We start from the raw sequence: 24833 nt of genomic DNA on the forward strand, positions 1-24833 counted from the left end.
ACCCGCACCCCGCCGTGAACCACCCGTCCCAGAGGAGGACCGCATGAGCGCGGACAGCCAGGTCGCGCCGGCACCGCAGCAGCAGACCGGCAGGAGCCGGATCAGGGTCGGGTCGGCGCCCGACTCGTGGGGCGTCTGGTTCCCCGACGACCCGGCACAGGTGCCGTGGCAGCGCTTCCTCGACGAGGTCAGCGCCTGCGGCTACGAGTGGATCGAGCTGGGGCCCTACGGCTACCTGCCCACCGAACCGGCGCAGCTGTCCGACGAGCTCGCCGCGCGCGGCCTGCAGGTGTCGGCCGGCACGGTGTTCGAGCACCTGCACCGTCCCGACTCCTGGGAGGCGGTGTGGGGTCAGGTGAGGGACGTCGCCGCGCTGACCCAGGCCATGGGCGGCACCCACGTCGTCGTCATCCCCGACACCTTCCGCGACCAGAAGACCGGCGCCGACGTCGAGTCCCGCGACCTCACCCCCGACCAGTGGCGGGCGAAGACGACCGGCGTGACGCAGCTGGGGAAGGCGGTGCAGGAGGAGTACGGCCTGTCCATCGCCTTCCACCCGCACGCGGAGACGCACGTGGGCTGGCAGCGCGACATCGAGCGGTTCCTCGCCGACACCGACCCGCAGTACGTGCCGCTGTGCCTGGACACCGGGCACGTCAGCTACTACCGCGGTGACAACCTGGACCTGATCCGCCGCTACCCCGAGCGGATCGGCTACCTCCACCTCAAGCAGGTCGACCCTGCGGTGATCGACCGGGTGCTGGCGGAGGACATCACCTGGGCGGCTGCGGTGCCGATGGGCGCCATGACCGAGCCGCCGAACGGTGTCCCGGCGTACCCGCCGCTGTTCGAGGCGATCGAGGAGCACGGGCTGGACGTGTTCGCGATCGTCGAGCACGACCTCTACCCCTGTCCGCCGGACGTGCCCTTCCCGATCGCGCAGCGGACCCACCGCTACATCGGCAGCTGCGGGTTCCCCTCGCTGCAGCTCGGCTCCCCGAGGACCCCCACCACCGGATCGGAGACCCAGGCGTGACCACCGCCGAGACCCGCGCCGGGGCGCTCCCGGACCTCGCCGACGTCCCCGCGCGCGACCTGCGGGTCGCTGTGCTCGGTGTCGGGATGATGGGCGCCGACCACGTCGCCCGCCTCTACAGCCGCATCTCCGGGGCGCAGGTCGTCGCGGTCAGCGACGCCTTCGCCGACAAGGCCGAGCAGGTGGCCGCCGGCGTGCCCGGCTGCCGGGTGATCGGCGACCCGCTGGCCGCTATCGCCGACGACGACGTCGACGCCGTCCTCATCGCCACCCCCGGCCAGTACCACCAGGAGCAGGTGCTGGCGTGCATCGAGCGCGGCATCCCGGTGCTGTGCGAGAAGCCGCTGACCATGGAGGCCGAGAGCTCACTGGCGCTCGTGCGGGCCGAGGACGCCCACGCCGCCCGCACCGGCCGTCGGCTGGTCACGGTGGGCTTCATGCGGCGCTTCGACCCCGAGTACGCCGAGCTGAAGGCGCTGCTCGACTCCGGCGGGCTCGGGGAACCGCTGGTCGTGCACTGCGCACACCGCAACGCCGCCGTCCCGCCGCACTTCACCAGCGAGATGATGGTCAGCGACTCGGTGGTGCACGAGGTCGACGTCGCCCGGTTCCTGCTGGACGAGGAGGTCGCCGCGGTCACGGTGCTCCGGCCGCGGGCGACCCGGCACGCCGTCGCCGGCCAGTCCGACCCGCTGCTGGTGCTGTTCGAGACCACCGGTGGCCGGATGGTCGACGTCGAGTGCTTCGTCAGCACCGGCGTCGGCTACGAGGTGCGCACCGAGGTGGTCGGCGAGGACGGCAGCGCGATGATCGGCCTGGACGCCGGCCTGGTCCGCACCTCCGGGAGCCCGTCGGGTGCGGCCCGGTCGACGAGCATCGCCCCGGACTTCCGGCAGCGGTTCGGCCGCGCCTACGACATCGAGCTGCAGCGGTGGGTCGACGCCGCCCGCCGCGGTGAGGTCGACGGCCCGGGCGCGTGGGACGGCTACGCCGCCCAGGCCGTCTGTGCCGCCGGCATCGAGGCGCTGCACAGCGGGCAGCGCACCGAGGTCCGGCTGGAGCCACGATGAGGATCGCGCTGGACCCGCAGATGCTGCGCGACGTCCCGCTGCTCGAGCTGCCCGACGTGGTGGCCGGCATGGGCTACGAGTGGATCGAGCTCTCGCCCCGCGAGGACTTCATCCCGTTCTTCAAGCACCCGCGGGTGGACACCGCCACGGTGCGGGCCCTCCGCTCCAGGCTGGCCGACGCCGGCGTCGGCGTCACCTCGCTGCTGCCGGTGATGCGCTGGTCGGGCCCGGGCGAGGTGGAGCGGCAGGCCGCCGTCCGCTACTGGAAGCGGGCGATCGAGATCTGCGTCGAGCTCGGCGTGGACACGCTCAACTCGGAGTTCAACGGCCGGCCCGAGGCGCCGGAGCTCGCCGAGGCGATGTTCTGGCGGTCGATGGAGGAGCTGCTGCCGACCTTCGAGCGCGAGGGCGTCAAGCTCGCACTCGAGCCGCACCCCGACGACTTCATCGAGCTCGGCCACCCGGCGGTCGACATGGTGCGCGGTATCGACTCGCCGTGCGTCAGCTTCCTGTACTGCATGCCGCACACGTTCCACCAGGGTGACGACGCGGCCGGGATCATCGCCTCCGCCGGCGACCTGCTCACCCACGTGCACGTCGCCGACTCGATGGACCACCGTGCCTCGGACGGGCTGCGCTACATCACCAACCCCCCGGGCAACACCGTCCGCGTCCACCAGCACATGGAGCTCGGCCGCGGTGACGTGGACGCCGACGAGGCCTTCGCCGCGTTGGCGGGGATCGGCTTCGACGGCGTCCTCACGACCTGCGTCTTCGGCTGGGACGACGAGGCCCGCGAGTCCGGCACCCGGATGCTCTCCGCCATCCGCGAGCTGGTCACCAAGCACTTCCCCGACGGAACCACCCCCTGAACCGAGAGAGGCACCCCATGCCCACCTCCATCCCGCACTGGATCGACGGCGCCCGCCGCGAGGGCACCAGCGGCCGCACCGCAGAGGTGACCGACTCCGCGACCGGCGAGGTCTCCGGCGAGGTCGCCCTCGCCTCGGTCGAGGACGTCGACGCGGCCGTGGCCGCCGCGACCGCGGCGTTCCCGGCCTGGCGTGACACCTCGCTGGCCAAGCGCACCGCCGTGCTGTTCCGCTTCCGGGAGCTGCTCAACGACCGCAAGCCCGAGCTGGCCGCGATCATCACCGCCGAGCACGGCAAGGTCCTCGACGACGCCCTCGGTGAGGTCTCCCGCGGCCAGGAGGTCGTGGAGTACGCCTGCGGCGTCCCGTCGCTGGTGCGCGGCGGGTTCACCGAGAACGCCTCGACCAACGTCGACGTCTACTCGATCCGCCAGCCGCTCGGCCCGGTGGCGATCATCAGCCCGTTCAACTTCCCGGCGATGGTCCCGATGTGGTTCTTCCCCATCGCGATCGCGACCGGCAACACCGTCGTCCTCAAGCCCAGTGAGCAGGACCCGTCGGCCTCGCTGTGGGTCGCCGAGCTGTGGAAGGAGGCCGGTTTGCCCGACGGCGTGTTCAACGTCGCCCAGGGCGACAAGGTCGCCGTCGACCGGCTGCTGGAGCACCCCGACGTCCGGTCGGTGTCCTTCGTCGGGTCCACGGCGATCGCCCGCTACGTCTACGAGACCGGTACCCGGAACGGCAAGCGGGTCCAGGCCCTGGGCGGGGCGAAGAACCACATGGTCGTGCTGCCCGACGCCGACCTCGACCTGGCCGCCGACGCGGCGGTGAACTCCGGGTTCGGGTCGGCCGGCGAGCGCTGCATGGCGATCAGCGCGATCGTCGCCGTCGGCGGGATCGGCGACGACCTGGTCGCCCGGATCGCCGAGCGCACCGCCACGCTGCGCACCGGCGACGGCCGCAAGGGCGCCGACATGGGCCCGCTGATCAGCAAGCGGCACCGCGACCGCGTCGCCTCCTACGTGGAGGCCGGTGAGAAGGAGGGCGCCAAGCTCGTCGTCGACGGCCGCGAGGTGACCCCCGACGGCGGGGAGAACGGCTTCTGGCTCGGCCCCACCCTGGTCGACCACGTCGAGCCACCGATGAGCGTCTACACCGACGAGATCTTCGGCCCGGTGCTCTCGGTGCTGCGCGTGGACACCTACGAGCACGCCGTCGAGCTGATCAACCGCAACGAGTACGGCAACGGCACCGCCATCTTCACCAACGACGGCGGCGCGGCCCGGCGCTTCCAGCACGAGGTCGAGGTCGGGATGATCGGCATCAACGTGCCCATCCCGGTGCCCATGGCCTACTACTCGTTCGGCGGGTGGAAGAACAGCCTGTTCGGCGACTCGCACGCGCACGGCGCCGAGGGCGTGCACTTCTTCACCCGCGGCAAGGTCGTCACCAGCCGCTGGCTGGACCCCAGCCACGGCGGCCTGAACCTCGGCTTCCCGCAGAACGCCTGAGGTGAGGTCCCTCCTGTCCCCCGCCGCTCGCGCGCTCGCGGCGGGGGGTGGGGACCGCGGCGCGGGCACCACTCCCGGACTCCGGACAGTGGTCCCCGCGCCGTGACCATCGCCGTACGGGACCCGCAGGAGGTGCTGGACGTGTTCGCCGCCGGTGACGCCCGGGAGGACGGGTCCTCCTGTCCCGACCGGGCCGGGTCCCGCGAGGTCCGGCCCTGACCCCCTCGGCCGGCCCGCGGGGCGGCGCGGACGCGCTCGTCGCCGGGCGGATGGCGACGGCGGCGACGGCGTGGCTGGCCTCGCTCGACCCCGCACAGCACGGCCTGGCGCAGCGGCCCGGGCCGGCGGGCGGCGCCGAGGCGGAGGGCGAGCGGCTGCGCTGGCACTACGTCCCCACCGACCACGGCGGCCTGCCCCTGGGCGCCCAGCGGCCGGTGCAGCAGTCGCTGGCCATGGCCCTGCTGGCCACCGGCCTCTCCGTCGCCGGCTACGTCACCGTCTGCGGCGTCATGGGCCTGGAGAACGTGCTCGACCGCGCCGAGGGCTTCCCGCGCGGCGGGGACCGGGAGCGCTACCGCGACCCCGGGCTGTACTACCTGCGGGTCTTCGGCGAGCCGGGGAGCGGCACCCCGTGGGGGTGGCGGTTCGGCGGCCACCACGTCTCCCTGAACAACCTCGTGGTCGACGGCCGGGTCCGGGCGGTCACGCCCTGCTTCATCGGGGCCAACCCGGCCGCGGCACCGTTGCTCGGCGCCGGGACCCTGCGGCTGCTCGGCGCGACCGAGGACCTGGCTCGCGACCTGGTGCGGTCACTGTCTCCCACCCTGCGGGCCCGGGCGGTCCTGCTCGACCGGGCGCCGTCGGACATCCTCAGCGGCAACCGCCCGCGGCTCCCCGCCGCCGGCGGCCCCCGGCGCGACGACGGGCGCCTGTCGCTGACGGCGCAGCCGCTGGGACTCCCCTCGGGTGAGCTGGGCGAGGAGCAGCACAGGCTGCTCGAGGCGCTGGTGTCCGCCTACGTGGACCGTGTGCCGGACGGCGTCGTCCCGCCGGTGGACGTCGACGGCCTCCACGTGGCGTGGGCCGGTTCCACCGACCCCGGGCAGCCGCACTACTACCGGCTGCAGGGTCCCCGGCTGCTCGTGGAGTGGGACAACACCCAGCAGGGCGGCAACCACGCACACTCGGTGTGGCGCGACCGGGAGGCCGACTTCGGCCTGGACGCCCTCGCCGCCCACCGTGCGGAGCACCACCGGAGCTGAGCCGGTGCCGCGGACGGCGGGTCCGCCCGGTCGTGCGCGCAGGCCGGTGTCCGCCGGACGCCGGCCGCGTCGCTGGCCCTCCGGCGCGATCCCGGTCCCGTGGGCACGCAGGCACGCCCGTCTGCTCCTGCTCGTCGGTCGGCGACGGTCCCCGCACGTGCCGGCGCCCGCCATCCCCGGCAGGACCGGTGATGGCGGGCGCCTGTGGGGCCGGGGTGCTCAGCCGCCCCGGACGCCGGCCGGGGCCTCGTGGACGAGGTGTGCGGCGTCGTGCGTCCGGAAGTCGTCCTCGAGCTCCTCGAGCGAGCGACCACGGGTCTCGGGCGCGAACTTCTTGACGAAGAACCACGAGCCGACGTTGATCAGCGCGAAGAGCCCGAAGGTCGGGGTCGCACCCAGTGCCTCGACCAGGGGCGGGAACGCGAAGGAGATCGCCGCGTTGACCGTCCAGAGCACGAACACCGCGATGCCCATGGCGAAGCCCCGGATCGTCATCGGGAAGATCTCCGAGAGCAGCAACCACACCAGTGTGCCGATGAACGTCTGCACGAAGAAGACGACCAGCAGCATCGCGGCCAGGATGAGGTAGCTCCGGAACGCCGACTCGGGGAGCAGGAACGACAGAGCGAGGACGGCGTGCCCGGCCGCGACACCGGTGAACCCGGTGAGCAGCAGCGGCCTGCGGTTGCGCCGGCCGATCAGCCAGATCCCGAGGACGGTGCCGATGATCGCGACCACGCCGACGGTGATGGTCAGGATCAGCGACGCGCTCGCGCCGAGGCCGGTCGACTCCAGGATGGTCGGTGCGTAGTAGTTGACCGTGTTGATGCCGGTCGCCTGCTGCACCGTCGCGAGCCCGCAGCCGATCCACAAGATCCGGCGCATCCACGGGAACTCGCGCAGGTCGCGCAACGCCGCACCCTTGTCCTCCGAGACGTCGCGCCGGGCGTGCTCGGCGATGACGTTGTACTCCTCGGCCGCCTCTGCCGGGTCCCGGCTGAGGCCGAGGACCCGCCGGGTGTCCTCGAGCCGCCCGCGGACGGCGTACCAGCGGGGCGAGTCCGGCAGGAAGAACATGCCGACGAACAGCGCCACCGCGGGGATGGTGGCGATGCCCAGCATCCACCGCCACACGTTCGCGTCCTCGATGACGGCATCCAGCAGTGCGTTCATGGCGAAGGCGAGGAACTGCCCGGTCACGATCATCAGCTCGTTGATGGTGACCATGCGCCCGCGCCGGTCCGCGGGTGCCATCTCGGCGAGGTAGAGCGGGCACGTCACCGCGGCCGCGCCGACGCCGAAGCCGAGCAGGATCCGGCCGGCCGTCATGATGGCCACGTTGGGCGCGACCGCACAGATCAGCGCCCCGAAGAGGAACAGCCCCGCGCAGACGAGGAGGCTGCCCTTCCGGCCGAGGACGTCGGCGAGCTTGCCGCCGAGGAGAGCACCGAACGCCGCGCCGGGGAAGAGCAGCGAGCTGACCACCACCGCCTCGGTCAGCGAGGTCAGGGCGAGGTCGTCGCGCATGTACAGCAGCGCACCGGAGATGACACCGGTGTCGTAGCCGAACAGCAGACCTCCGAGCGTGGAGATCACCGTGAGTTTGACGAGGAAGCGGTTGTGCGCGGGGGAACGCCGCGCGCCGGCGGACGTCCCGCCGGAGTGGCCGCCGTGGGAGGAGTGCATCGCCGACATTGGCGCCTCTTCTCGGGGACAGGCCGTGTCCGGGCCTGGAATGCGGGAATGGACTGGGCGGAGCGGTCTGGCCCGCGACTCTCGTCCGTTTCTCGGGACGGGACGCTAGGTGGGCTGAATGGCAGGAGCAAGGTGGAGTCGTGTTCGGCACCGCACATCTGCGGATCATTTCCGCACATCCCGAGGTCAGGGCCCACGACGACGGATGGGGAGCCGGGGGCGGAGGGACACCACGCGGCCGGGCTCAGGGACCGACGACACGGAGAGCCACCCCCGCCCGGTCCAGGGCAGCCGCGAGCCCGGCAGGTGGCCGCCGGTCGCAGACCACCGCCGTCACCCGGTCCACTGGTCCGACCAGGGCCGTTGCCGACGTCTCGAACGCCTCGTGCGTGCCGACGAGGACGACGTCGTCGGCGATGTCCATGAGCCGGCGCTGGACGCTGGCCTCGGCCGGCGACTGCGCGTACAGGCCGCGGGAGTCGACGGCGGGCGGCGACACGAAGAAGGTCCGCGTCCGGAGCTGGGCGATCGCCCCCTCCGTCGTCGGCCCGACGAAGGCGGCGCGGGACGGGAGGAACTCACCGCCCAGCGCGACGACCCGGCCCGCGCGCTCCCGCGTGAGGAATGCCAACGCGGGCATCGAGTGGGTGATCACGCAGCCGGTGAAGGACGCCGGCAGTGCGCGGGCGATCGCGAGGCCGGTCGCGCCGGCGTCGATGGCGACGGTGTCCCGGGAACCGACCAGCTCCGCCGCGTGCTGCGCGACCCGCTGCTGGGCCTCGGTGTCCTCCCCGTCCGGGAAGGCGGTCCGCCGCAGTTCCCGCGGGACGAGGCTCGCTCCGCCGTGGACCAGTCGCACCCTGCCGGTCGCCCGCAGGGTGTGCAGGTCGCGCCGGATGGTCATCTGCGAGACCGCCAGCTGGCGGGCCAGGTCGGTGACGGACAGGAAACCGACGGCGCACAGCGTGGACAGGATCCAGGCCTGCCGGCCCGCCGCTCCGCCGCCCGGTCGCGGGCCGGTCACGGCCTGGCCCCGCGGTGCGGTCACGGCCGAGCCTCCCGGTGCGGGTGCGGAGCGGTCCCCGCGCGGCGAGCCGGGCACCGGCGGCGCCGGGGATCGCCGAGGATGACGGGGTGACTGCACGCCGCCGGCGGATCGGCGTCCACGCCGCCGCGTGGGTGCTCCTCGTGCGCCAGCGGGGCCGATCGGCGGCCTTCCGCGCGGCCCGCATGACGGGGGCGACGGTCGCCGCCTTCCTCGTCGCCCAGGGCGTGGGGCTGCACACCCCGCCGCCCCTGATCGCCGCACTCACCGCCCTGCTCGTGGTGCAGGCGACCCTCAGCAGCACCCTCCTCAACGGCGTCCAGCGGGTGCTCAGCGTCGTGGCGGGAGTGGCCCTGGCCGTGCTGTTCACCGCCGTGGTCGGGCTCACCTGGTGGAGCCTCGCGGCGCTGGTCGCCGCGTCGATCCTGGCCGGTCAGCTGCTCCGGCTCGGTCCGCACCTGGTGGAGGTCCCGATCAGCGCCATGCTCGTGCTGGGCGCGTCGGGCGCCGAGGACGTCGGGGGTGGGCGCGTCGTCGAGACGCTCATCGGTGCGGCGGTCGGCGTGCTGGTCAACGTCGCCTTCCCACCGGCGGTGCAGACCCGGTTCGCGACGCAGGCGCTGGAGAGGTTCGCCGACGAGATCGCCTGCCTCCTGCACGACGCGGCGTCGGCCCTGCGCGCCGGTCCCGTCACCGTGGAGCAGTCGACCCGGTGGCTGGAGGACGCCCGTCGCCTCAACCGACACGCCCCGCGGGTCGACCGCGCGTTGGCCCACGCCGAGGAGAGCCGCCGGCTCAACCTCAGGGCCCTGCGGGTCCCGCCGGTCGGCAGGACGGCGCGGACCGGCCTGGACGCCCTGGAGCACGCCTCGGTGTCGCTGCGCACCCTGTTCCGGGCCGTCGACGACGCCACCCGTGAACGGACCGGCGTCCAGGAGGACGCCGGCTACGCCGACGTCGTCCGGCGGACCGTCGCGAGTCTCCTCGAACGGATGGGCACCGTCGTCCTCGAGTTCGGTCGCGTGCTCGTCGCCGACGCCCGGGCCGCCGCCGGGACCGGGCAGGGCCGGATGGCCGGGGCGCTCCAGGCGCTCCGCAGTGGCCGGGCCCTGGTGCAGGACCTCCTGATCGGCGATCCGCGCAGCCACTCCGGCCTCTGGGAGGTCAACTCGACCCTGCTGGCGACCATCGACCGGGTGCTGGACGAGTTCGACACGGTCGGCGACCCGCCGGCGCAGCGACCCGCCGGCGACCCGTCCCGGACGCGCTGGGCCGCCACCACGGCGGGACAGCGGCTGCGCGCGGCGCGCCGGTCGCCGACCCGCCACGGCAGCGGGGCCGTTCCCGGGCGCCCGGCCGGAGAGGACGCCTGACGTCAGGTCGCTCGACGGCGCCCGTGCGGACACGTGCTCCTCCAGTGGGACGGGACGGCGGTGACGGACGAGGGTGCTCAGAGATCGCCCTCGAGGAACTGGGCGCGCCCCAGGCCGAAGGACCAGTCCTCGCGGGTGTTGGCGGCGACGGAGACGATCAGGTCGCTGGGCGACAGGCCGGTGGCCTGCTCCAGTCGTCGCGCCAGGCCGGCGTAGAGGGCCCGCTTCTGCTCTTCCGAGCGCCCCTGCTGGAACACCTGGAGGACCACGAGGTCGTCGGTGCGCTCGATGCCCAGGCCGGTGTCCTCGCAGATCAGCTGCCCCGGACGGTGCTCGGTGACCACCTGGTACCGGTCCCCGGGGGGTGCTGCGAAGACGTCGAGCATGACCTCCTGGACGGTGTCGGCCAGCAGGCGCAGCTCCTCGGGGGTGCGTCGTGCCTCGACGACGTCGATGCGGACGAGCGGCATGGCGGACCTCCGGTGCAGGGTGGCCTCGGTCACGCCAACTATGTCAGGACATTAGGACTTAGTCGAGAGCCATGGGCGAACTCCCGGCCGGCGCACGCCGAGAGGCCCCGCGGTCGTCGACCGCGGGGCTGTCCGGCGTGCTGGGTCAGGAGTAGGCGGTGCGGAACCCCTCGAGGGCCTGCTCGGGGTCGCCGGAGGCCCAGCCCTCCAGGGCGACGACGCCGGTGTAGCCGAGCCGGTGGAGTGCGGCGGCGATCGCCGGGTGGTGGATCTCCCCCGTGCCCGGCTCGCACCGGCCGGGGACGTCGGCCACCTGGATCTCGCCCACCAGCGGCAGAGCCCGCTCCACCAGCGCGACGAGGTTCCCCTCGCCGATCTGCGCGTGGTAGAGGTCCAGGTTGAGCCGCAGGTGCGGGCTGTCCACGGTCTCGACCAGCGCGATCGTGTCGGCGGCGCGGGCGAAGGGCGTGCCGGGGTGGTCGACGGCGGTGTTGAGGTTCTCCAGCGTGAAGACCCGCCCGGCCCGCTCCCCCAGTGCCGCCAGCCGCTCCAGCGTCCGGGCGGCGGTGAGCCACATCGCGGGGGTCACCGTCTCGGTGGGGACGACGGGCAGTCCGCGGCCGTCGAGCCCGGTCCCGTGCACGTTGAGCCGCGGGCAGTCCAGCCGCTCGGCGACGGCCAGGGACCGCTCGGCGGTCCGCAGCAGCTCTCCGGCGCCGTCGGGGTCGGCCAGCGTGCCGGTGACGTAGCCGGTCATCGACGAGAACGTCGCGCCGGTCCCGACGAGCTCGTCGACGTCCTTCGCCGTCCAGTCCCAGATCTCCACCTCGAACCCGAGGCCGGCGAGGCGCCGCACGCGCTCGGCGAACGGCAGGTCGAGGAAGAGCATCTCGGCCGAGGCGGCCAGGCGGTAGCTCACTTCCCGACCCGCACCGGGCCGCCGGTGCGCACCGACTCCGCCGCGGCCAGCGCGATGGCCAGCGCCGCGCGGGCGTCCTCGCCGGTCACCGGGGCCGGGCGCCCCTCCCGGACCGCCTCGACGAAGGCGGCCAGCTCGGCGGTGTAGGCGTCGGGGAACAGCTCCTGGTCCCCGCGGACGGTCTCGACGAGCCGACCGGCCGGGCCGGAGAAGGCCATCCCGTTGCGGCGGCCGTCGCCCATCGTCGCCATGCCGGCGGAGCCGAGCACCTCGCCGCGGACGTCGTAGCCGTAGGCCGCCTCGAAGCACGCCTCGGCCACCGCCATCGCGCCGTTGTCGAACCGCACGGTGACCACCGCGGTGTCCATCAGCCCGCGGTCCCGCCACGCCGGCTCGACGAGCGCGTCGGCGACGGCGTGCACCTCCACGGCCTCCGCGCCGGGGTTGAGGAAACGCAGGGTGTCGAAGTCGTGGATCAGCGTCTCGAGGAAGATCGTGTCCGGCAGGACGCGGGAGGGATCGAAGCCGCCCGGGTCGCGGGTCAGCGAGCGCAGCAGCCGCGGGGTGCCCAGCATCCCGGCGTCGAGCAGGGCACGGGCGGCCCGCCAGTCGGCCGCGAACCGCCGGTTGAACCCGACCTGCAGGACGACGCCCGCGGCGCGGGCGGCGTCGACGGCCCGGTCGGCGTCCGGGAGCGTGACCGCCATCGGCTTCTCGCAGAACACGTGCTTCCCGGCGGCCGCGGCGGCGACCACCAGGTCGGCGTGCGACCGGGCCGGCGCCGCGATCACGACCGCGTCGACCGCGGAGTCGTCCCACAGCTGCGCCGCGTCGGTGTGCGCCCGGTCCGCACCCAGTGCGCCGGCCAGCCGTTCCGCGGCTCCTGGGGCCGCGTCGGCCACCGCGGCCAACCGCGCACCGGGGACCCGCCGCGCCAGCGTCTCGGCGTGGAAGGCGCCCATCCGCCCCGCCCCGATGAGGGCCACTCCGACGGTCCCGTTCGTCATGCCGACTCCTCGTCTAGAACGTTCTAGTCAGACCAGGGTGACGCTGGTGACCCTGACCCGTCAAGGGGATCCGGCTATAACGTTCTAGGCCATCGGGCTACGCTCGCCCGGTGACGCGGACGGGCCCCGAGCGGAGGCCGACCCTGGCCGACGTCGCCGCCCGTGCCGGGGTCTCCACCGCCCTCGTGTCGATCGTCATGCGCGAGGCACCCGGGGCCAGCGCGGCGACCCGGGAGCGGGTGCGCCGAGCCGCCGACGAGATCGGCTACCGGCCGGACAGCCGCGCCCGTCTCCTGCGCAGCTCCCGCAGCCGGCTGCTCGGCGTGGTCTTCGGCGTGCAGCACGCCTTCCACGGCGACCTGCTGACCGGGCTCTACGACGCGGCCGAGCGGGCCGGGTACGAGCTGGCGCTGAGCGCCGTCACGCCGGGACGCGGCGAGCAGCCGGCGGTCGACAGTCTGCTGCGGGACCGCTGCGAAGCGCTGGTCCTGCTCGGCCCCCAGTCCCCCGCGGCCACCCTCACCGACCTGGCGACGCGTCTGCCGGTCGTCGTCCTCGCCCGCCCGGTGCGGTCCGCCACGGTGGACGTCGTCCGCACCGCCGACGACGAGGGCATGCGCCTGGCCGTCGACCACCTGGTGGCGCTCGGGCACCGCGACGTCGTCCACGTCGACGGCGGACGGGCTCCCGGCGCGGCGGAACGGCGCCGGGGGTACCGGGAGGCGCTGCAGCGGCACGGGCTCCCGGCGCGGGTCCTCGCCGGCGGGCTCACCGAGGACGACGGTGCCGCCGCTGCACGGAGGCTGCTCGAGGGGCCGCTGCCGAGCGCCGTCACCGTGTTCAACGACCGCTGCGCTCTGGGCGTGCTCGACGTCCTCCGCCGGGCGGGCCGGACCGTGCCCGGGGAGGTGAGCGTCGTGGGCTACGACGACAGCCGGATCGCCCGGCTCTCCTCGGTCGACCTCACGTCCGTCGCCCAGGACGTCGAACAGCTGACCACGCTCGCCGTCGGGCGCGCCCTCGCCCGGCTCGACGGCACCCCCGTCGACCGGCGCGAGCTCGTCGTCCCGCCCCGTCTGGTCGTGCGGAGCAGCACCGCCCCGCCCTCGTGACGTGATGGAACGGCCACCCTCCAGGGCCCGCCGGCCCCGTCCCGGGTCCCGCTCCGAGCCTGCGAGGCGTGGGGAGGACGGGGTCCTTCGACGAGGCGTGGGGGGAAGGGTCGCCCTTCTTCAGAGGTCGAGCACCAGTCGGTCCGTGCTGGCACGGGACACGCAGATCATCATGCAGTCGTTCGCCTCTCTCTCGTCCGGGCCGAGGACCGAGTCCCGGTGGTCCGGCACGCCGCCGAGGACGCCGGTCTCGCAGGTGCCACAGGTGCCCTCGGCGCACGAGGAGAGGACGCCGACCCCCGCCTCCTCGACCACCGACAGGATCGACCGGTCCGGCGGGACGGTCAGGGTGAGCTCGCTGCGCGCCAGCTCGACCTCGAACGACTCCGTGCGCGCCGGCTCGCCCTGGGGACGGGGCGCGAACCGCTCCACGTGCAGCGCCCCGCGCGGCCAGCCGGCGCAGTGCTCCTCGACCGCCGCCAGCAGCGGCTCGGGGCCGCAGCAGTAGACCAGCGTGTCCGGCTGCGGGGTGCCGAGCAGGGCCTCGAGGTCCAGCAGTCCCGTCTCGTCCTGCGGGCGCACCGACACCCGGTCGCCGTACACCGCGAGCTCGTCGAGGAACGCCATCGACGCCCGGTGCCGGCCGCCGTAGACCAGCCGCCAGTCGGCGCCCGCGGCCTCGGCGGCCCGGATCATGGCCAGGATCGGAGTGATGCCGATGCCCCCGGCGATGAACAGGTACCGGGGCGAGTCGACCAGGGGGAAGTTGTTGCGCGGGCCGCGCACGCGCACGGTGTCGCCGGCCTGCAGCCGGTGGTGGACGAAGAGGGAGCTGCCGCGGCCGTCCGGGTCGCGCAGGACGCCCAGGCGGTACTCGGAGTGGTCGGTGGGGTCACCACAGAGCGAGTACTGCCGGGTCGGCGTCCCGTCGAGGACGAGGTCGACGTGCGCCCCCGGCTCCCAGGCGGGCAGCGGGCGGTCACCGGCCTCGCGCAGGGTCAGGGCGACGACGCCGTCGGCGACCTCCTGCTTGGCGGCCACCCGGGCCTCCGCCTCGAACTCCGAGGTGGCGAGGGTGACGGTCGTCGTCCGGTGGGAGACGGCCTCGACGTGCGGACGTCGCGTGGACCGGCCGAAGGTGACCGGCAGGTTCTTCCAGACGTACATGTTGGGCGAGCTGGGGTAGAAGGTCGGTGGGCCGGCCGGCTCGTAGTCGCCCAGCACGGGCAGGGCCTCCTCGAGGGCGATCCGCGCCTCCAGGCGGGCCAGCGGTGCACCCAGGCACCCGTGCACGCCCTCGCCGAAGCCCAGGTGCCGGCCCCGGGGCCGGGTGACGTCGAAGCGGTCGGGGTCGGGGAACTGGCGCTCGTCCCGGTTGGCGGCCCCCATCACCAGCACCACGCGGCCGCCGGCCGGGATCGTCACCCCGTGCAGCGTGACCTCGCGCGACGTCGTCCGGGCGGTGAGCTGCAGGGGCGTGATGAGGCGCATGGCCTCCTCGACGGCGGCCGGGATGAGCGAGGGATCGGCCTGCAGCAGGGCCCGCTGGTCGGGGTTCTCGGCGAGGAGCCTGAACAGCGTGCCGGTCAGCCCGGCGGTGGACTCCACCCCGCCGAGGAAGAGGATCATCATCAGGCCGCTGACCTCGGAGTCAGGGGTGACCTGCGCATCGACGAACGGCACCCCGTCGATGTCGGCCTCCACGAACGCCGTGACCAGGTCGTCCCGCGCGGCCCGACGACGGTCCTCGAGCAGGTCGATGAAGAACTGCTGGACGCCGGCCGTCGCCGCCCGCGCCACCGGGGTCAGGTGCGGGGTGCCGGGCACCCGGTCCTTGAGCTCGTGGGTCCAGTGCTCCAGCTGCTCGCGCCGCGCGCGGTCCAGCGGGTCGTCGGCGTGCCGGCTGGGCAGGCCCATCAGGTGGAAGAAGACGTCGAACGGCATCGGCCAGGCCAGCTCCTGGGCCAGGTCCACCGTCGCACGGCCCCCCGTGGCGCGGTCCCGCCAGGTGCCGACCAGGTCGCGCACGACGGCGCGGATGCCGTCCTCGAGCTGGGCGATCCGGCGCGGCAGGAAGTACGGCTGCACCACCGAGCGGACCTGGTCGTGCCGGGGGTTGTCCATGCTGCCGATGGAGCCGGGCGGGACCTGCTCCAGGCGGCTGTCGTCGATGTCCATCCCCTCGAAGCTGCGGAACGTGTCCGCGTCCAGCGCGGCCGCCCGCACGTCCTCGAAGCGGGTCAGGACCCACCAGCCCCACCGCTCGTTGTAGGCGACGGGCGCCTCGTTGCGCAGCCGGCGGTACACGCCGAACGGGTCGGACGTGTAGAAGTCCGGCCGGAACGGGTCGTAGTCCTCGGCGGTGGCGGGGGCAGCGGTGGCGGTCTGGGCCATGTGCGTCTCCGTGCTCAGGGACGACTCGTGTCGTGAAGCGCTCGAAGAGTCGCGGGTGACTCACGCCACTGTCAACCGGTTGTCAGGACAAAGTCCGGTTCCCTGACCGTGCGGCGGTGCCGACCTCAGACCCCTGCGGGCGCCGGACCGGTCGTCCCCCGCACCACGAGGCGCGGCGGGACGACGACCTCGCGGTGCGCGGTGCGGCCGCCCTCGAGCCGCTCGACCACGGCGGCCACCGCGTGCCGCATCAGCTGTCCGGAGTCCTGGCTGACCGTGGTCAGGTCGATGTGCGCCAGCCGGGACAGCGGGCTGTCGTCGTAGCCGACGACGGAGACCGCCCCCGGGACGTCGACCCCGCCGCGCAGCAGGGTGTCGAGCACCCCCACCGCCGAGCGGTCGTTGTAGGTGATCACGGCCGTCGGGGGCAGGTCGGACGCGAACAGCTCCCGCGCGGCGCGCGCCCCCGACTCCTCGCCGTGGTCCCCGGCGACGACCTGCAGGTGCCCGCCGAGCCGGTGCCGGCGCATCGCCCGCTGGTATCCCCGGTGCCGGCCGGCGGGGATGACCCCGGGGCCGCCGTCGACGTAGGCGATCCGGCGGTGGCCGAGGCCGACCAGGTGGTCGACGGCCTGCCCGACGCCCTCGTCGTCGGCCGCGCGGACGACGTCCACACCGGCCGACGGCACCGGGCGGCCGACGGCCACCACGGGCAGCTGCCGGTCCAGCGCGCTCAACCGGGAGGCGGGGGCCTCCGGGCCGAGGAGGACCAGCGCCTCGCAGCGCGAGTCGAGCAGCGTCTCGACCGCCCGCCCCTCGTCCCGGGTGCGGGTCACCGTGCTGAGCACCAGGTCGTACCCGTGCTCCTCGGCCGCCTCGTGGACGTCCTCGACGAGCTGGGCGTGGAAGCTGCTGCGGACGTCCATCACGACGCCGATCAGCCTGCTGCGCCGGCGGGCCAGCAGGCTGGCGGCGCGGTCGGGCCGGTACCCGAGCCGGGCGGCGGCGTCGAGCACCCGCTCGCGGGTGGCGCTGCTGGGTCCGGCGACGCCGCGCAGCACCAGCGACACCGACGCCGTCGAGACGCCGGCCTCGGCCGCGACGTCCTGCAGTCGCGGACGACGCAGCGACTCCTCTGCACTCAGGACGACCACCTCCTGCCTTGACACCGAGCCGAGAGCGGCATCACCATTAAAGCGCTTTAAGCGCCTCGGGACCCACCGGTGCCACCCGCGGGGAGCGGGTCACGTCCGCAGCGACGCCCGCGCACCGCCGGGACCCCGTCCACCCCAGGAGAGGGGAACAGCCATGTCGCAGCGACCACTGTCCGTGGCGGTGATCGGGGCCGGGATGGCCGGCCGCAGCCACGCCGCCGGCTACCGCTCGGTGGACACCGTCTTCGGGGAGGGGCTCCCGCCCGTCCGGCTCGCGGCGATCGCCGACGCCAACGAGCAGCTGGCCCGCGACACGGCCCGCCGCTACGGCTTCGAGAAGGCGGTGTTCAGCTGGGAGGAGGTCGTCGAGGACCGCACGATCGACGCGATCAGCATCGTCGTCGGCAACGCCCTGCACCGGCCGATCGCCGAGGCCGCCATCGCCGCCGGCAAGCACGTGCTGTGCGAGAAGCCGCTGGCCGGCTCGCTGGAGGACGCCCAGGCCATGGTCGCCGCCGAGCGGGCCACGGACGTCGTCACCGCGGTCGGCTACACGTACCGCCGCTCCCCCGCCATCGCCGCGATCCGCGGCCACGTGCAGGACCGCGAGCTGGGCGAGCTGACCCTGTTCGACGGCCGCTACTGGTGCGACTACGCCTGCGACCCCCGCGGCCCGCTCACCTGGCGGTACGAGGGTGGACCCGGCAGTGGTGCCCTCGGCGACATCGGCGCGCACGTCATCGACGCCGGGCAGTTCGTCTGCGGGCCGGTCGTGTCGGTGTCCGGGGCGGTGCTCACCACCCAGATCGCCAAGCGGCCGCTGCCCCTCGGCCCCACGGTGGGCCACGACGCCGCGCCGGTGAGCGAGGAGGTGGGCGAGGTGCAGAACGAGGACACCGCCGTGTTCTCGGCCCGGTTCGAGTCGGGGCTGTCCGCGTCGTTCTCGGTGTCCCGGACCGCCTTCGGCATGCCGAACGGGCTGGCCTTCGACGTGTACGGGCTGGGCGGCCGCGCCTCCTTCGACTGGCACCGGCCCTCGGAGTACCTCTTCGACGACCCCCAGCCCGAGGCCCGCACCCGCGGCGCGCGGCAGGTCATCGTCGGCCCGCAGATGCCGTACTTCGCCGGCGGGTACCCGATGGAGGCCCCGGGCGTGGGCGGCGGGAACGCCGAGATGTTCGTCTACCAGTGCCGCGCGTTCCTCGACCAGATCGTCGGCACCCCCGACCCGCTGCCGCCGAACGCCACCTTCGTCGACGGGCTGCACACCATGCAGGTCATCCAGGCCGTCGTCGAGTCCGCGCAGTCCGACGGCGCCGCCGTCGCCGTACCCACCCACTGAACGGGAGCCGATCCCCGATGTCCCTCAAGCTGGGCGCCTACACCGCCTGCCTGCACGACCGCCCGCTGACCGAGGCCCTCGACGTGCTGCAGGCCAACGGCCTGACCTCCGTCGAGGTCAACACCGGCGGCTTCATCCCCTCCCCGCACTGCCACGTCGACCTGCTGCTCTCCTCCGAGCAGGCCCGGCGGGACTACCTGGAGACGTTCTCCTCCCGCGGGATGGAGCTGACCGGGCTCAACTGCAACGGCAACCCGCTCAACCCGCTGCCCGGCGTCGGCCCCAAGCACGCCGACGACCTCCGGCGCACCATCGAGCTCGCCGGTCTGCTCGGGGTGCGCAACGTCGTGACGATGTCGGGCACGCCCGGCTCGGACCCCGACGCCAGGTACCCGTCCTGGGTCGTCAACCCCTGGGACGGCGTCTACCTGGACGTCCTGGACTACCAGTGGGGCATCGCGGCGGAGTTCTGGACCGAGATCGACGCCCTGGCCCGCGCCCACGACGTCCGGGTGGCCATCGAGATGCACCCGCACAACCTGGTGTTCTCCCCGGTGACCCTGCGCAGGCTGGTCGACCTGATCGACGCGACCAACGTCGGTGCCGAGATGGACCCCTCGCACCTGATGTGGCAGGGCATGGACGTCGTCGCCTGCATCCGCGACCTCGGCCCGCTGGTGTTCCACGCGGCGGCGAAGGACGCGGCGATCACCCCGGGGGTCGACATCCGGGGCGTGCTCGACACCTCGTTCACCCGGGTGCCGGCCGACGCGCCGGACAAGGTCCCCACCGGCTACGGCTCCTGGTGCGCCGCGTGGCCGGAGGACCCGGCGTGGCGGTTCGTGGCCGTGGGCGTCGGCCACGACGTCGGGTACTGGACCGAGTTCCTGCGCGCCCTCGCCGAGGTCGACCCGGACATGGCGGTGAACATCGAGCACGAGGACGCCGCCTACGACCGCCTCGACGGCCTCACCCTCGCCGCCGAGAACCTGCGCGCCGCGGCCGAGAAGCTGTAGCGCCGGCGGGTCAGGCCCCGGCCCGGCGCGGCTCGACCGCCGCCCGCGGCCGGGGCGGCAGCCCGGCGAGCCGGTAGCACCGGTCGATCAGCGTCATGGTCGCGACCGCGTCGTCCGGGCCGGTGGGGACCGGGGACCCGTGCCGCAGCGCCGCGATCAGCGCCTCCAGCTGGTACGTGTACGACGTCCGGGTACCGCAGTGCTCGGTCCGCTCGCCGGCCGGGGTGCGCACCAGCACGCGGTCGTCCCGGTTCGGCTCGACGAACGCCGGCGCCGTGGCCTCGCCGCGCGTGCCCACGATCCGCAGCGAGAAGTCCCTGTCCCGGTGCACCATGCTGCAGCGCACCGTGGCCGTGGCCCCGGACGGGAAGTGCAGCTCGGCGTCGAGCCACTCGTCGACGCCCGGGGATCCCGCGCGCTCCCCGGCCCGGGCGGTGACCGGCTCCGGCTCCCCGCCGGTCCACGGCGCCAGGGTGCGCAGCACGTGCAGCCCGTAGCAGCCGAGGTCCATGAGCGCCCCGCCGGACAGGTCGAGGGACCACCGCGGGTCACCCGCGTCGGGCGGGGGCATGGCGATCGTCGCCTCGACGCGGACGACGTCGCCGAGCTCGCCCGAGCCCACCATCTCCAGCACGCGGCGCACGACCGGGTGGTGGAGGTGGTGGAACCCCTCCACCACCGTGACGCCTGCCCGTCGTGCGGCGTCGCGGACGTCGGCGGCCTCCGCGGCGTTCGAGGCGAACGGCTTCTCGGACAGCACGTGCTTGCCGGCCGCGACGGCGGCCAGGTTCCACGGACCGTGCAGCGCGTTGGGCAGCGGGTTGTAGACGACCTCCACCTCGGGGTCGGTGACGACGTCCGCGTAGGAGGCCAGCACGCGCTCGACGCCGTGCGTGCGGGCGAAGTCCTCGGCCCGGGCCCGGTCCCGGGCGGCGACCGCGACCAGCCGGCTGCCGGTGTCCCGCGCGGGGACGGCGATGGCCCGCTCGGCGATGCGGGCGGCGCCCAGGACCCCGATCCGCAGGGGCTCGACCGGGCCTGTCGTCACCGGTACAGCTCGGGCTGCGCGGGGAGCTCGACGGACACCCGTCCGCCGGAGTGCAGGGAGCGCAGCGCCGCGTCGGAGACCACCTGCGCGACGTGGCCGTCCCAGGCGCTGGGGCCCTGCGGCGGCCGCCCGGCGACGACCGTGTCGACCCACTCCCGCAGCTCGACGTCGTAGGAGAGCGCGAACCGCTCCCGCCAGTCGGCCGGGACGAGACCGGCGACGGTGCCCGCGCGGCGGATGGTCACCGGGGCGGGGTCGGCCAGCTCGACGGTGCCGGTCTCGCCGGACACCTCGCAGCGGATCTCGTAGCCGTAGTGGACGTTGACCGACACCTCGAGGTCGACGAGGACGCCGTCGGCCATCTCGAAGAGCACGAGCAGCGGGTCCTGCAGCTCACCCCCGCGACTGCTCTTCCGCGGGGTGAGGACCTGGACGGCGACGATCTCCTGGCCGAACAGCCAGCGCAGCTCGTCGATCTCGTGGATCGCGGTGTCGGCGATGGACATGTCGCGGGTGTAGTGCGGCGGCACCGAGGCGTTGCGGTGCGCGCAGTGCACGAGCAGCGGGGCGCCGACGGCGCCGCCGCCGACCGCCTGCTTGAGGGCCCGGTGCGCGGGGTCGTAGCGGCGGTTGAACCCGACCTGCACCAGCCGCCGGCCGGCCGCGACCTCGGCATCGACGATCCGGCGGCACGCCTCCTGCGTGGGAGCCAGCGGCTTCTCGCAGAACACCGGCTTGCCCGCCGCGATGCAGGCCAGCACGTAGGGCTCGTGCGTCGCCCCCCAGGAGGTGACGACGACGGCGTCCACCGCGTCCGACGCGATCAGCTCCTCACCGCTGGGCATGACCTTCGCGGCGGGCAGCTGCCCGGCCACGGTCGCGGCGCGCTCGGCGTCGGCGTCGGCCACCGCGACCACCCGGCTGCCCCCGGGCCCGCCGTCCAGCCGGCGGACGTGCTCCTGGCCGATCGTGCCGACCCCGACGACCCCCACGTCCAGCGCCACGACGTCCTCCTCGGCTCCGTGCAGCCCGCCGGGTGCGGGTCGCGCCGGGACCGAGGCTGTGGTCGGCACCACAGCGGGGTCAACGCCGGGGGACCCTCAAAAAGCCGTCAGGACGCGGACAGGGCCTCGGGGGGGAGGTTGTACGGGGTGACGACCTGCACCCGCGAGTGCCAGGAGCGCGGTGTGCCCGGCAGTGCGCCGTGTGCCTGCATCACCACGTGGCAGGCGCGGCGCAGGTCCAGCGCGAGGTCGTGGTGCAGCACCGCGGACAGCCGCCCCTCCCGCAGCAGCGCGAGGTTCTCGGCGTCCAGGTCGTGGGCGACGAACGCGCGGCAGGTGTGCCCGGCGTCGGCGAAGGCCGCGACGGTCGCGGCGTTGCCGCCGGCGGCGTACATCGAGTAGACCGCCGCGATGCCCGGGTCGGCGGCGAGGGCGTCCCGGACGAGCCCGCGCAGCACGTCGTCGTCCCCGGTCGCGTCCACCAGGTCGACCTGCCGCCGGCCCGGACGCAGCGCGCGGGTCGTCGCCCGGAAGCCCATCTCCCGGTCGTCCTCGCCCCGGAAGGTGCCGGTGCCGCGGGTGACGAGGACGGCGGCGTCGTCCGGCAGCCACTGGTCGAGCAGGTAGGCCGCGGTCGCACCGGCCGCCCGGTTGTCCAGGCCGACGTAGGCGATCCGGCGGCTGGTCGGCAGGTCGGTCGCGAGCGTGATGACGGGGATCCCGGCCTCGGCCAGCCGCTCGACCGCACCGACGACCAGCGGGTGGTCGGGGGCCTTGAGCACGACACCCTGCGACCCGCGCCGGGCGATGCCGTCGAGGGTGGCCGCCAGCTCGGTCACCGCAGGGGCCTCGGCGAGGTGGAACCGCGCCCGGAACGTCGCCGGCCGGACCAGCGGCAGCTGCGACTCCAGGGCCGCGCGCACCGCGGAGGAGAAGCGGTCGGGCGCGTCGACCACCAGGTCGAGGAAGAACGTCCGCCCGGTCAGCCGCACCTGCGAGCGCTGACGGTCCAGATCCGCGATGGCGCGGTGCACCTCGTGCACGGTGCTCTGCCGTACCCCGCCGCGTCGGTTGAGGACGCGGTCGACGGTCGCCTCGGACAGGCCGGCCTGGCGGGCGATCTCGCGGATCGGGTAGGGGTGCGGCACGGGACCAGTCTGAGGGGTCCCTGAGGGATCGCCGAGGTTGCCGGGTACCCGTGGGCTCACGAGGCTGGCGGGATGACCACGGTCCCGGACGTCCAGCTCGCCGACGGTGTAGCGATCCCCCAGCTCGGTCTGGGCACCGCCCGGCTCCCCGACGAGGAGACGCGGCGGATCGTCCGCGAGGCGCTCGAGGTCGGCTACCGGTTCGTCGACACCGCCGCCAGCTACGAGAACGAGCGCGGTGTCGGGCAGGCCGTCGCCGACTCGGGACTCCCGCGCGAGGAGGTGTTCGTCTCCACCAAGCTGCGCGGCAGGGAGCAGGGGTTCGACTCGGCGAAGCAGGCACTGCGGGCCAGCCTCGACCGGCTCGGACTGGAGTACGTGGACCTCTACCTCATCCACTGGCCGCTCCCCCGGCTCGACCGCTACGTCGAGTCGTGGCTGGCGATGGAGGAGCTCCTCGCGGAGGGGCTCACCCGCGCCATCGGCGTCTCCAACTTCCTGCCCGAGCACCTCGACCGGCTCGCCGCCGCCTCCTCGACGGTGCCGGCGGTCAACCAGATCGAGTGCCACCCGCGCGACCCGCAGCTCGATCAGCGCGCTGATGACGCCCGCCGCGGGATCGTCACCGAGTCGTGGTCGCCGCTGGCCAACGGCGGGCAGCTGCTGCGGCAGCCGGTGCTCGCCGGGATCGGCGAACGGCACGGCCGGACGCCGGCGCAGGTGGTCCTGCGTTGGCACGTGCAGCAGCAGCTGGTGACCTTCCCGAAGGCGTCGTCCCGCGGCCGGCTGGTCGAGAACCTCGACGTCTTCGACTTCGGGCTGACCGACGAGGACCTGGCCGGCATCGCCACGCTCGCCGACGGCACCCGCGTCAACGGCCAGTACCCCGACGTCTGGGAGGAGTTCTGAGGCCCGTCGGGATGACGGGTTCTTGACGGGTCGGCGGCCTTGTCGGCCTCGCACCGGCCCGGCAGGCTCGACGGCACTCCACCCCGCACAGACAGGACGAGGCCATGACCGCACCCGTCACCGCCCGGACCACCCCCGGCTGGTTCACCGCGGACGACTGCCGCCTGGAGGACTTCCGCGCGGTCGTCGAGACGACCACCGACCTCGCCGCCTATCCGCACGCCGACGAGGTGCGGGAGAACGTCCTGGTCTACGGCTCGCGGCTGCGCGACTCCGTCGCCACCCCCGAGGGGCGCCGGGACGTGCAGACCGAGCTGGCCCGCGCGCTCGCCGACGGGCCGGGGATCGTCGTCTTCGCCGGCGCCTTCCCCGACACCGGCGTCGTCGACCGGGCCACGGCCGTCTTCGAGGCGCTGATCGCCGAGCAGCAGGCCGCCGGTGTGACGGCCGGGGACCACTTCGCCAAGCCGGGCGCGAACGACCGGGTGTGGGGCGCGCTGGACAAGTTCGCCGTCCGGGACCCGGAGGCCTTCGCCGCCTACTACGGCAACGACGTGACCGCGCTGGTCTCGGAGGCGTGGCTGGGCCGCGGCTACCAGCTCACCAGCCAGGTCAACGTGGTCAACCCCGGCGGCCAGGCCCAGGTCGCCCACCGCGACTACCACCTCGGCTTCATGTCCGAGGAGCAGGCCCTGGCCTACCCGGCCCACGTGCACCAGCTCTCCCCCGTCATGACCCTGCAGGGGGCGGTGGCCCACTGCGACATGCCGGTGGAGACCGGGCCGACGATGTACCTGCCGCACTCGCAGAAGTACGCCCCTGGCTACGTCGCCTTCCACCGGTCGGAGTTCACCGCGTACTTCGACGAGCACTTCGTCCAGCTGCCGCTGCGCACGGGCGACGCCGCCTTCTTCAACCCGGCGCTGTTCCACGGCGCCGGCACCAACCGGTCGTCCGGCGTCCGGCGCATGGCCAACCTGCTGCAGGTCTCCTCCGCCTTCGGCCGGGCGATGGAGACCGTCGACCGCGACGCGATGTGCCGCGCCCTGTACCCGGTCCTGCTCGCGCAGCGGGCCGCCGGCGTCGACGAGCGCACGCTGCGCACCGTCCTCGCCGCCTCGGCCGAGGGCTACGCCTTCCCGACCAACCTCGACCGCGACCAGCCGATCGGCGGCCTGGCCCCGGAGACCCAGGCCGAGCTGGTCTGGCGAGCCCTGCAGGAGGAGTGGACGCCCGACGCCCTGGACGCCGAACTCACCGCCCAGGCCGGACGGCACGCCAGCGGGCTCGGCCCGGACGACTGACACCGCGCCCCGGGGGATCCCGGGCGGCACTCCCGGCCGACCACGCCACGGCGGCGGCGACACGCGGGCCGGCCGCGGCGTGTCACCACGCCGGCTCCGTGGCCGTCGCGGACGGGGTCCCGTGACCCACGCGCACGGGGTG

Annotated in this window: 21 protein-coding genes; 11 read left to right on the forward strand and 10 right to left on the reverse strand. The window is 74.1% G+C overall.

The window, feature by feature from the left end; translation table 11 throughout:
* Positions 1 to 43 precede the first annotated feature (43 nt).
* The 5 genes from JOD57_RS01250 to JOD57_RS01270 all read left to right on the forward strand — a co-directional run bounded on the left by JOD57_RS01250 (position 44) and on the right by JOD57_RS01270 (position 5751).
* A complete protein-coding gene (locus JOD57_RS01250; RefSeq protein WP_204690228.1) occupies positions 44 to 1036 on the forward strand; it encodes a sugar phosphate isomerase/epimerase family protein in 993 nt (330 codons plus the stop codon).
* A complete protein-coding gene (locus tag JOD57_RS01255; protein ID WP_204690229.1) occupies positions 1033 to 2106 on the forward strand; it encodes a Gfo/Idh/MocA family protein in 1074 nt (357 codons plus the stop codon). The genes JOD57_RS01250 and JOD57_RS01255 overlap by 4 nt, the downstream gene beginning before the upstream one ends.
* Complete coding sequence (locus tag JOD57_RS01260; protein WP_239568023.1) at positions 2103 to 2978, forward strand: sugar phosphate isomerase/epimerase family protein; 876 nt, start codon at positions 2103 to 2105, stop codon at positions 2976 to 2978. Before JOD57_RS01255 ends, JOD57_RS01260 begins: the two co-directional genes overlap by 4 nt.
* A 17-nt stretch (positions 2979 to 2995) precedes the next feature.
* The gene (locus tag JOD57_RS01265) at positions 2996 to 4489 is read left to right on the forward strand and encodes a CoA-acylating methylmalonate-semialdehyde dehydrogenase (RefSeq protein WP_204690231.1); all 1494 of its coding nucleotides are present in this window, start codon (positions 2996 to 2998) and stop codon (positions 4487 to 4489) included.
* Between the two features lie 269 nt (positions 4490 to 4758).
* Positions 4759 to 5751 (forward strand): DUF3500 domain-containing protein, encoded by a 993-nt coding sequence (locus tag JOD57_RS01270; protein WP_204690233.1) that lies wholly within the window; start codon positions 4759 to 4761, stop codon positions 5749 to 5751.
* Positions 5752 to 5970: 219 nt separating this feature from the next.
* Here the strand turns inward: JOD57_RS01270 and JOD57_RS01275 are convergent, their stop codons facing one another.
* Complete coding sequence (locus JOD57_RS01275) at positions 5971 to 7437, reverse strand: sugar porter family MFS transporter (protein ID WP_239568026.1); 1467 nt, start codon at positions 7435 to 7437, stop codon at positions 5971 to 5973.
* 253 nt (positions 7438 to 7690) lie between these two features.
* The gene (locus tag JOD57_RS01280; protein ID WP_204690237.1) at positions 7691 to 8494 is read right to left on the reverse strand and encodes a DeoR/GlpR family DNA-binding transcription regulator; all 804 of its coding nucleotides are present in this window, start codon (positions 8492 to 8494) and stop codon (positions 7691 to 7693) included.
* An 86-nt stretch (positions 8495 to 8580) separates the two neighbouring features.
* Between JOD57_RS01280 and JOD57_RS01285 the strand changes: the two genes are divergently transcribed.
* Positions 8581 to 9864, forward strand: coding sequence for an FUSC family protein (locus JOD57_RS01285; RefSeq protein ID WP_204690239.1), 1284 nt, complete (start codon positions 8581 to 8583; stop codon positions 9862 to 9864).
* 77 nt (positions 9865 to 9941) lie between these two features.
* Here the strand turns inward: JOD57_RS01285 and JOD57_RS01290 are convergent, their stop codons facing one another.
* The 3 genes from JOD57_RS01290 to JOD57_RS01300 form a co-directional block, all read right to left on the reverse strand.
* Positions 9942 to 10367 carry a tautomerase family protein gene (locus JOD57_RS01290; protein ID WP_307824358.1) on the reverse strand — a complete coding sequence of 142 codons (426 nt, stop codon included), beginning with the start codon at positions 10365 to 10367 and terminating at the stop codon, positions 9942 to 9944.
* A gap of 112 nt (positions 10368 to 10479) precedes the next feature.
* Positions 10480 to 11253: a TIM barrel protein gene (locus tag JOD57_RS01295; protein ID WP_307824359.1), complete on the reverse strand. Its 774-nt coding sequence runs from the start codon at positions 11251 to 11253 to the stop codon at positions 10480 to 10482.
* Positions 11250 to 12260 carry a Gfo/Idh/MocA family oxidoreductase gene (locus JOD57_RS01300; RefSeq protein ID WP_204690240.1) on the reverse strand — a complete coding sequence of 337 codons (1011 nt, stop codon included), beginning with the start codon at positions 12258 to 12260 and terminating at the stop codon, positions 11250 to 11252. The genes JOD57_RS01295 and JOD57_RS01300 overlap by 4 nt, the downstream gene beginning before the upstream one ends.
* A 110-nt stretch (positions 12261 to 12370) precedes the next feature.
* Between JOD57_RS01300 and JOD57_RS01305 the strand changes: the two genes are divergently transcribed.
* Complete coding sequence (locus JOD57_RS01305) at positions 12371 to 13372, forward strand: LacI family DNA-binding transcriptional regulator (RefSeq protein ID WP_204690242.1); 1002 nt, start codon at positions 12371 to 12373, stop codon at positions 13370 to 13372.
* Positions 13373 to 13492: 120 nt separating this feature from the next.
* On the opposite strand, the gene JOD57_RS01310 is transcribed toward JOD57_RS01305, so the two are convergent.
* Complete coding sequence (locus JOD57_RS01310) at positions 13493 to 15766, reverse strand: cytochrome P450 (protein WP_204690243.1); 2274 nt, start codon at positions 15764 to 15766, stop codon at positions 13493 to 13495.
* Positions 15767 to 15891: 125 nt separating this feature from the next.
* Complete coding sequence (locus tag JOD57_RS01315; RefSeq protein WP_307824360.1) at positions 15892 to 16935, reverse strand: LacI family DNA-binding transcriptional regulator; 1044 nt, start codon at positions 16933 to 16935, stop codon at positions 15892 to 15894.
* 139 nt (positions 16936 to 17074) lie between these two features.
* On the opposite strand from JOD57_RS01315, the gene JOD57_RS01320 reads away from it, so the two are divergent.
* On the forward strand, positions 17075 to 18262 hold the full coding sequence (locus JOD57_RS01320; protein ID WP_204690245.1) for a Gfo/Idh/MocA family protein: 1188 nt from the start codon (positions 17075 to 17077) through the stop codon (positions 18260 to 18262).
* 17 nt (positions 18263 to 18279) lie between these two features.
* Positions 18280 to 19278, forward strand: coding sequence for a sugar phosphate isomerase/epimerase family protein (locus JOD57_RS01325; protein WP_204690247.1), 999 nt, complete (start codon positions 18280 to 18282; stop codon positions 19276 to 19278).
* 10 nt (positions 19279 to 19288) lie between these two features.
* Here JOD57_RS01325 and JOD57_RS01330 read toward each other — a convergent pair whose 3' ends face one another.
* The 3 genes from JOD57_RS01330 to JOD57_RS01340 all read right to left on the reverse strand — a co-directional run bounded on the left by JOD57_RS01330 (position 19289) and on the right by JOD57_RS01340 (position 22478).
* A complete protein-coding gene (locus JOD57_RS01330; RefSeq protein WP_204690249.1) occupies positions 19289 to 20326 on the reverse strand; it encodes a Gfo/Idh/MocA family protein in 1038 nt (345 codons plus the stop codon).
* Positions 20323 to 21330, reverse strand: a complete 1008-nt coding sequence (locus tag JOD57_RS01335) for a Gfo/Idh/MocA family protein (protein WP_204690251.1) — start codon at positions 21328 to 21330, stop codon at positions 20323 to 20325. The genes JOD57_RS01330 and JOD57_RS01335 overlap by 4 nt, the downstream gene beginning before the upstream one ends.
* Positions 21331 to 21437: 107 nt before the next feature.
* Positions 21438 to 22478: a LacI family DNA-binding transcriptional regulator gene (locus JOD57_RS01340; RefSeq protein ID WP_204690252.1), complete on the reverse strand. Its 1041-nt coding sequence runs from the start codon at positions 22476 to 22478 to the stop codon at positions 21438 to 21440.
* 72 nt (positions 22479 to 22550) lie between these two features.
* Here JOD57_RS01340 and JOD57_RS01345 point away from each other — a divergent pair, with 72 nt between their 5' ends.
* The gene (locus JOD57_RS01345; RefSeq protein WP_204690254.1) at positions 22551 to 23387 is read left to right on the forward strand and encodes an aldo/keto reductase; all 837 of its coding nucleotides are present in this window, start codon (positions 22551 to 22553) and stop codon (positions 23385 to 23387) included.
* Positions 23388 to 23491: 104 nt separating this feature from the next.
* Positions 23492 to 24691, forward strand: coding sequence for a phytanoyl-CoA dioxygenase family protein (locus tag JOD57_RS01350; RefSeq protein ID WP_204690260.1), 1200 nt, complete (start codon positions 23492 to 23494; stop codon positions 24689 to 24691).
* Positions 24692 to 24833: the final 142 nt, after the last annotated feature.

This window comes from Geodermatophilus bullaregiensis (assembly GCF_016907675.1).
Lineage (GTDB): Bacteria > Actinomycetota > Actinomycetes > Mycobacteriales > Geodermatophilaceae > Geodermatophilus > Geodermatophilus bullaregiensis.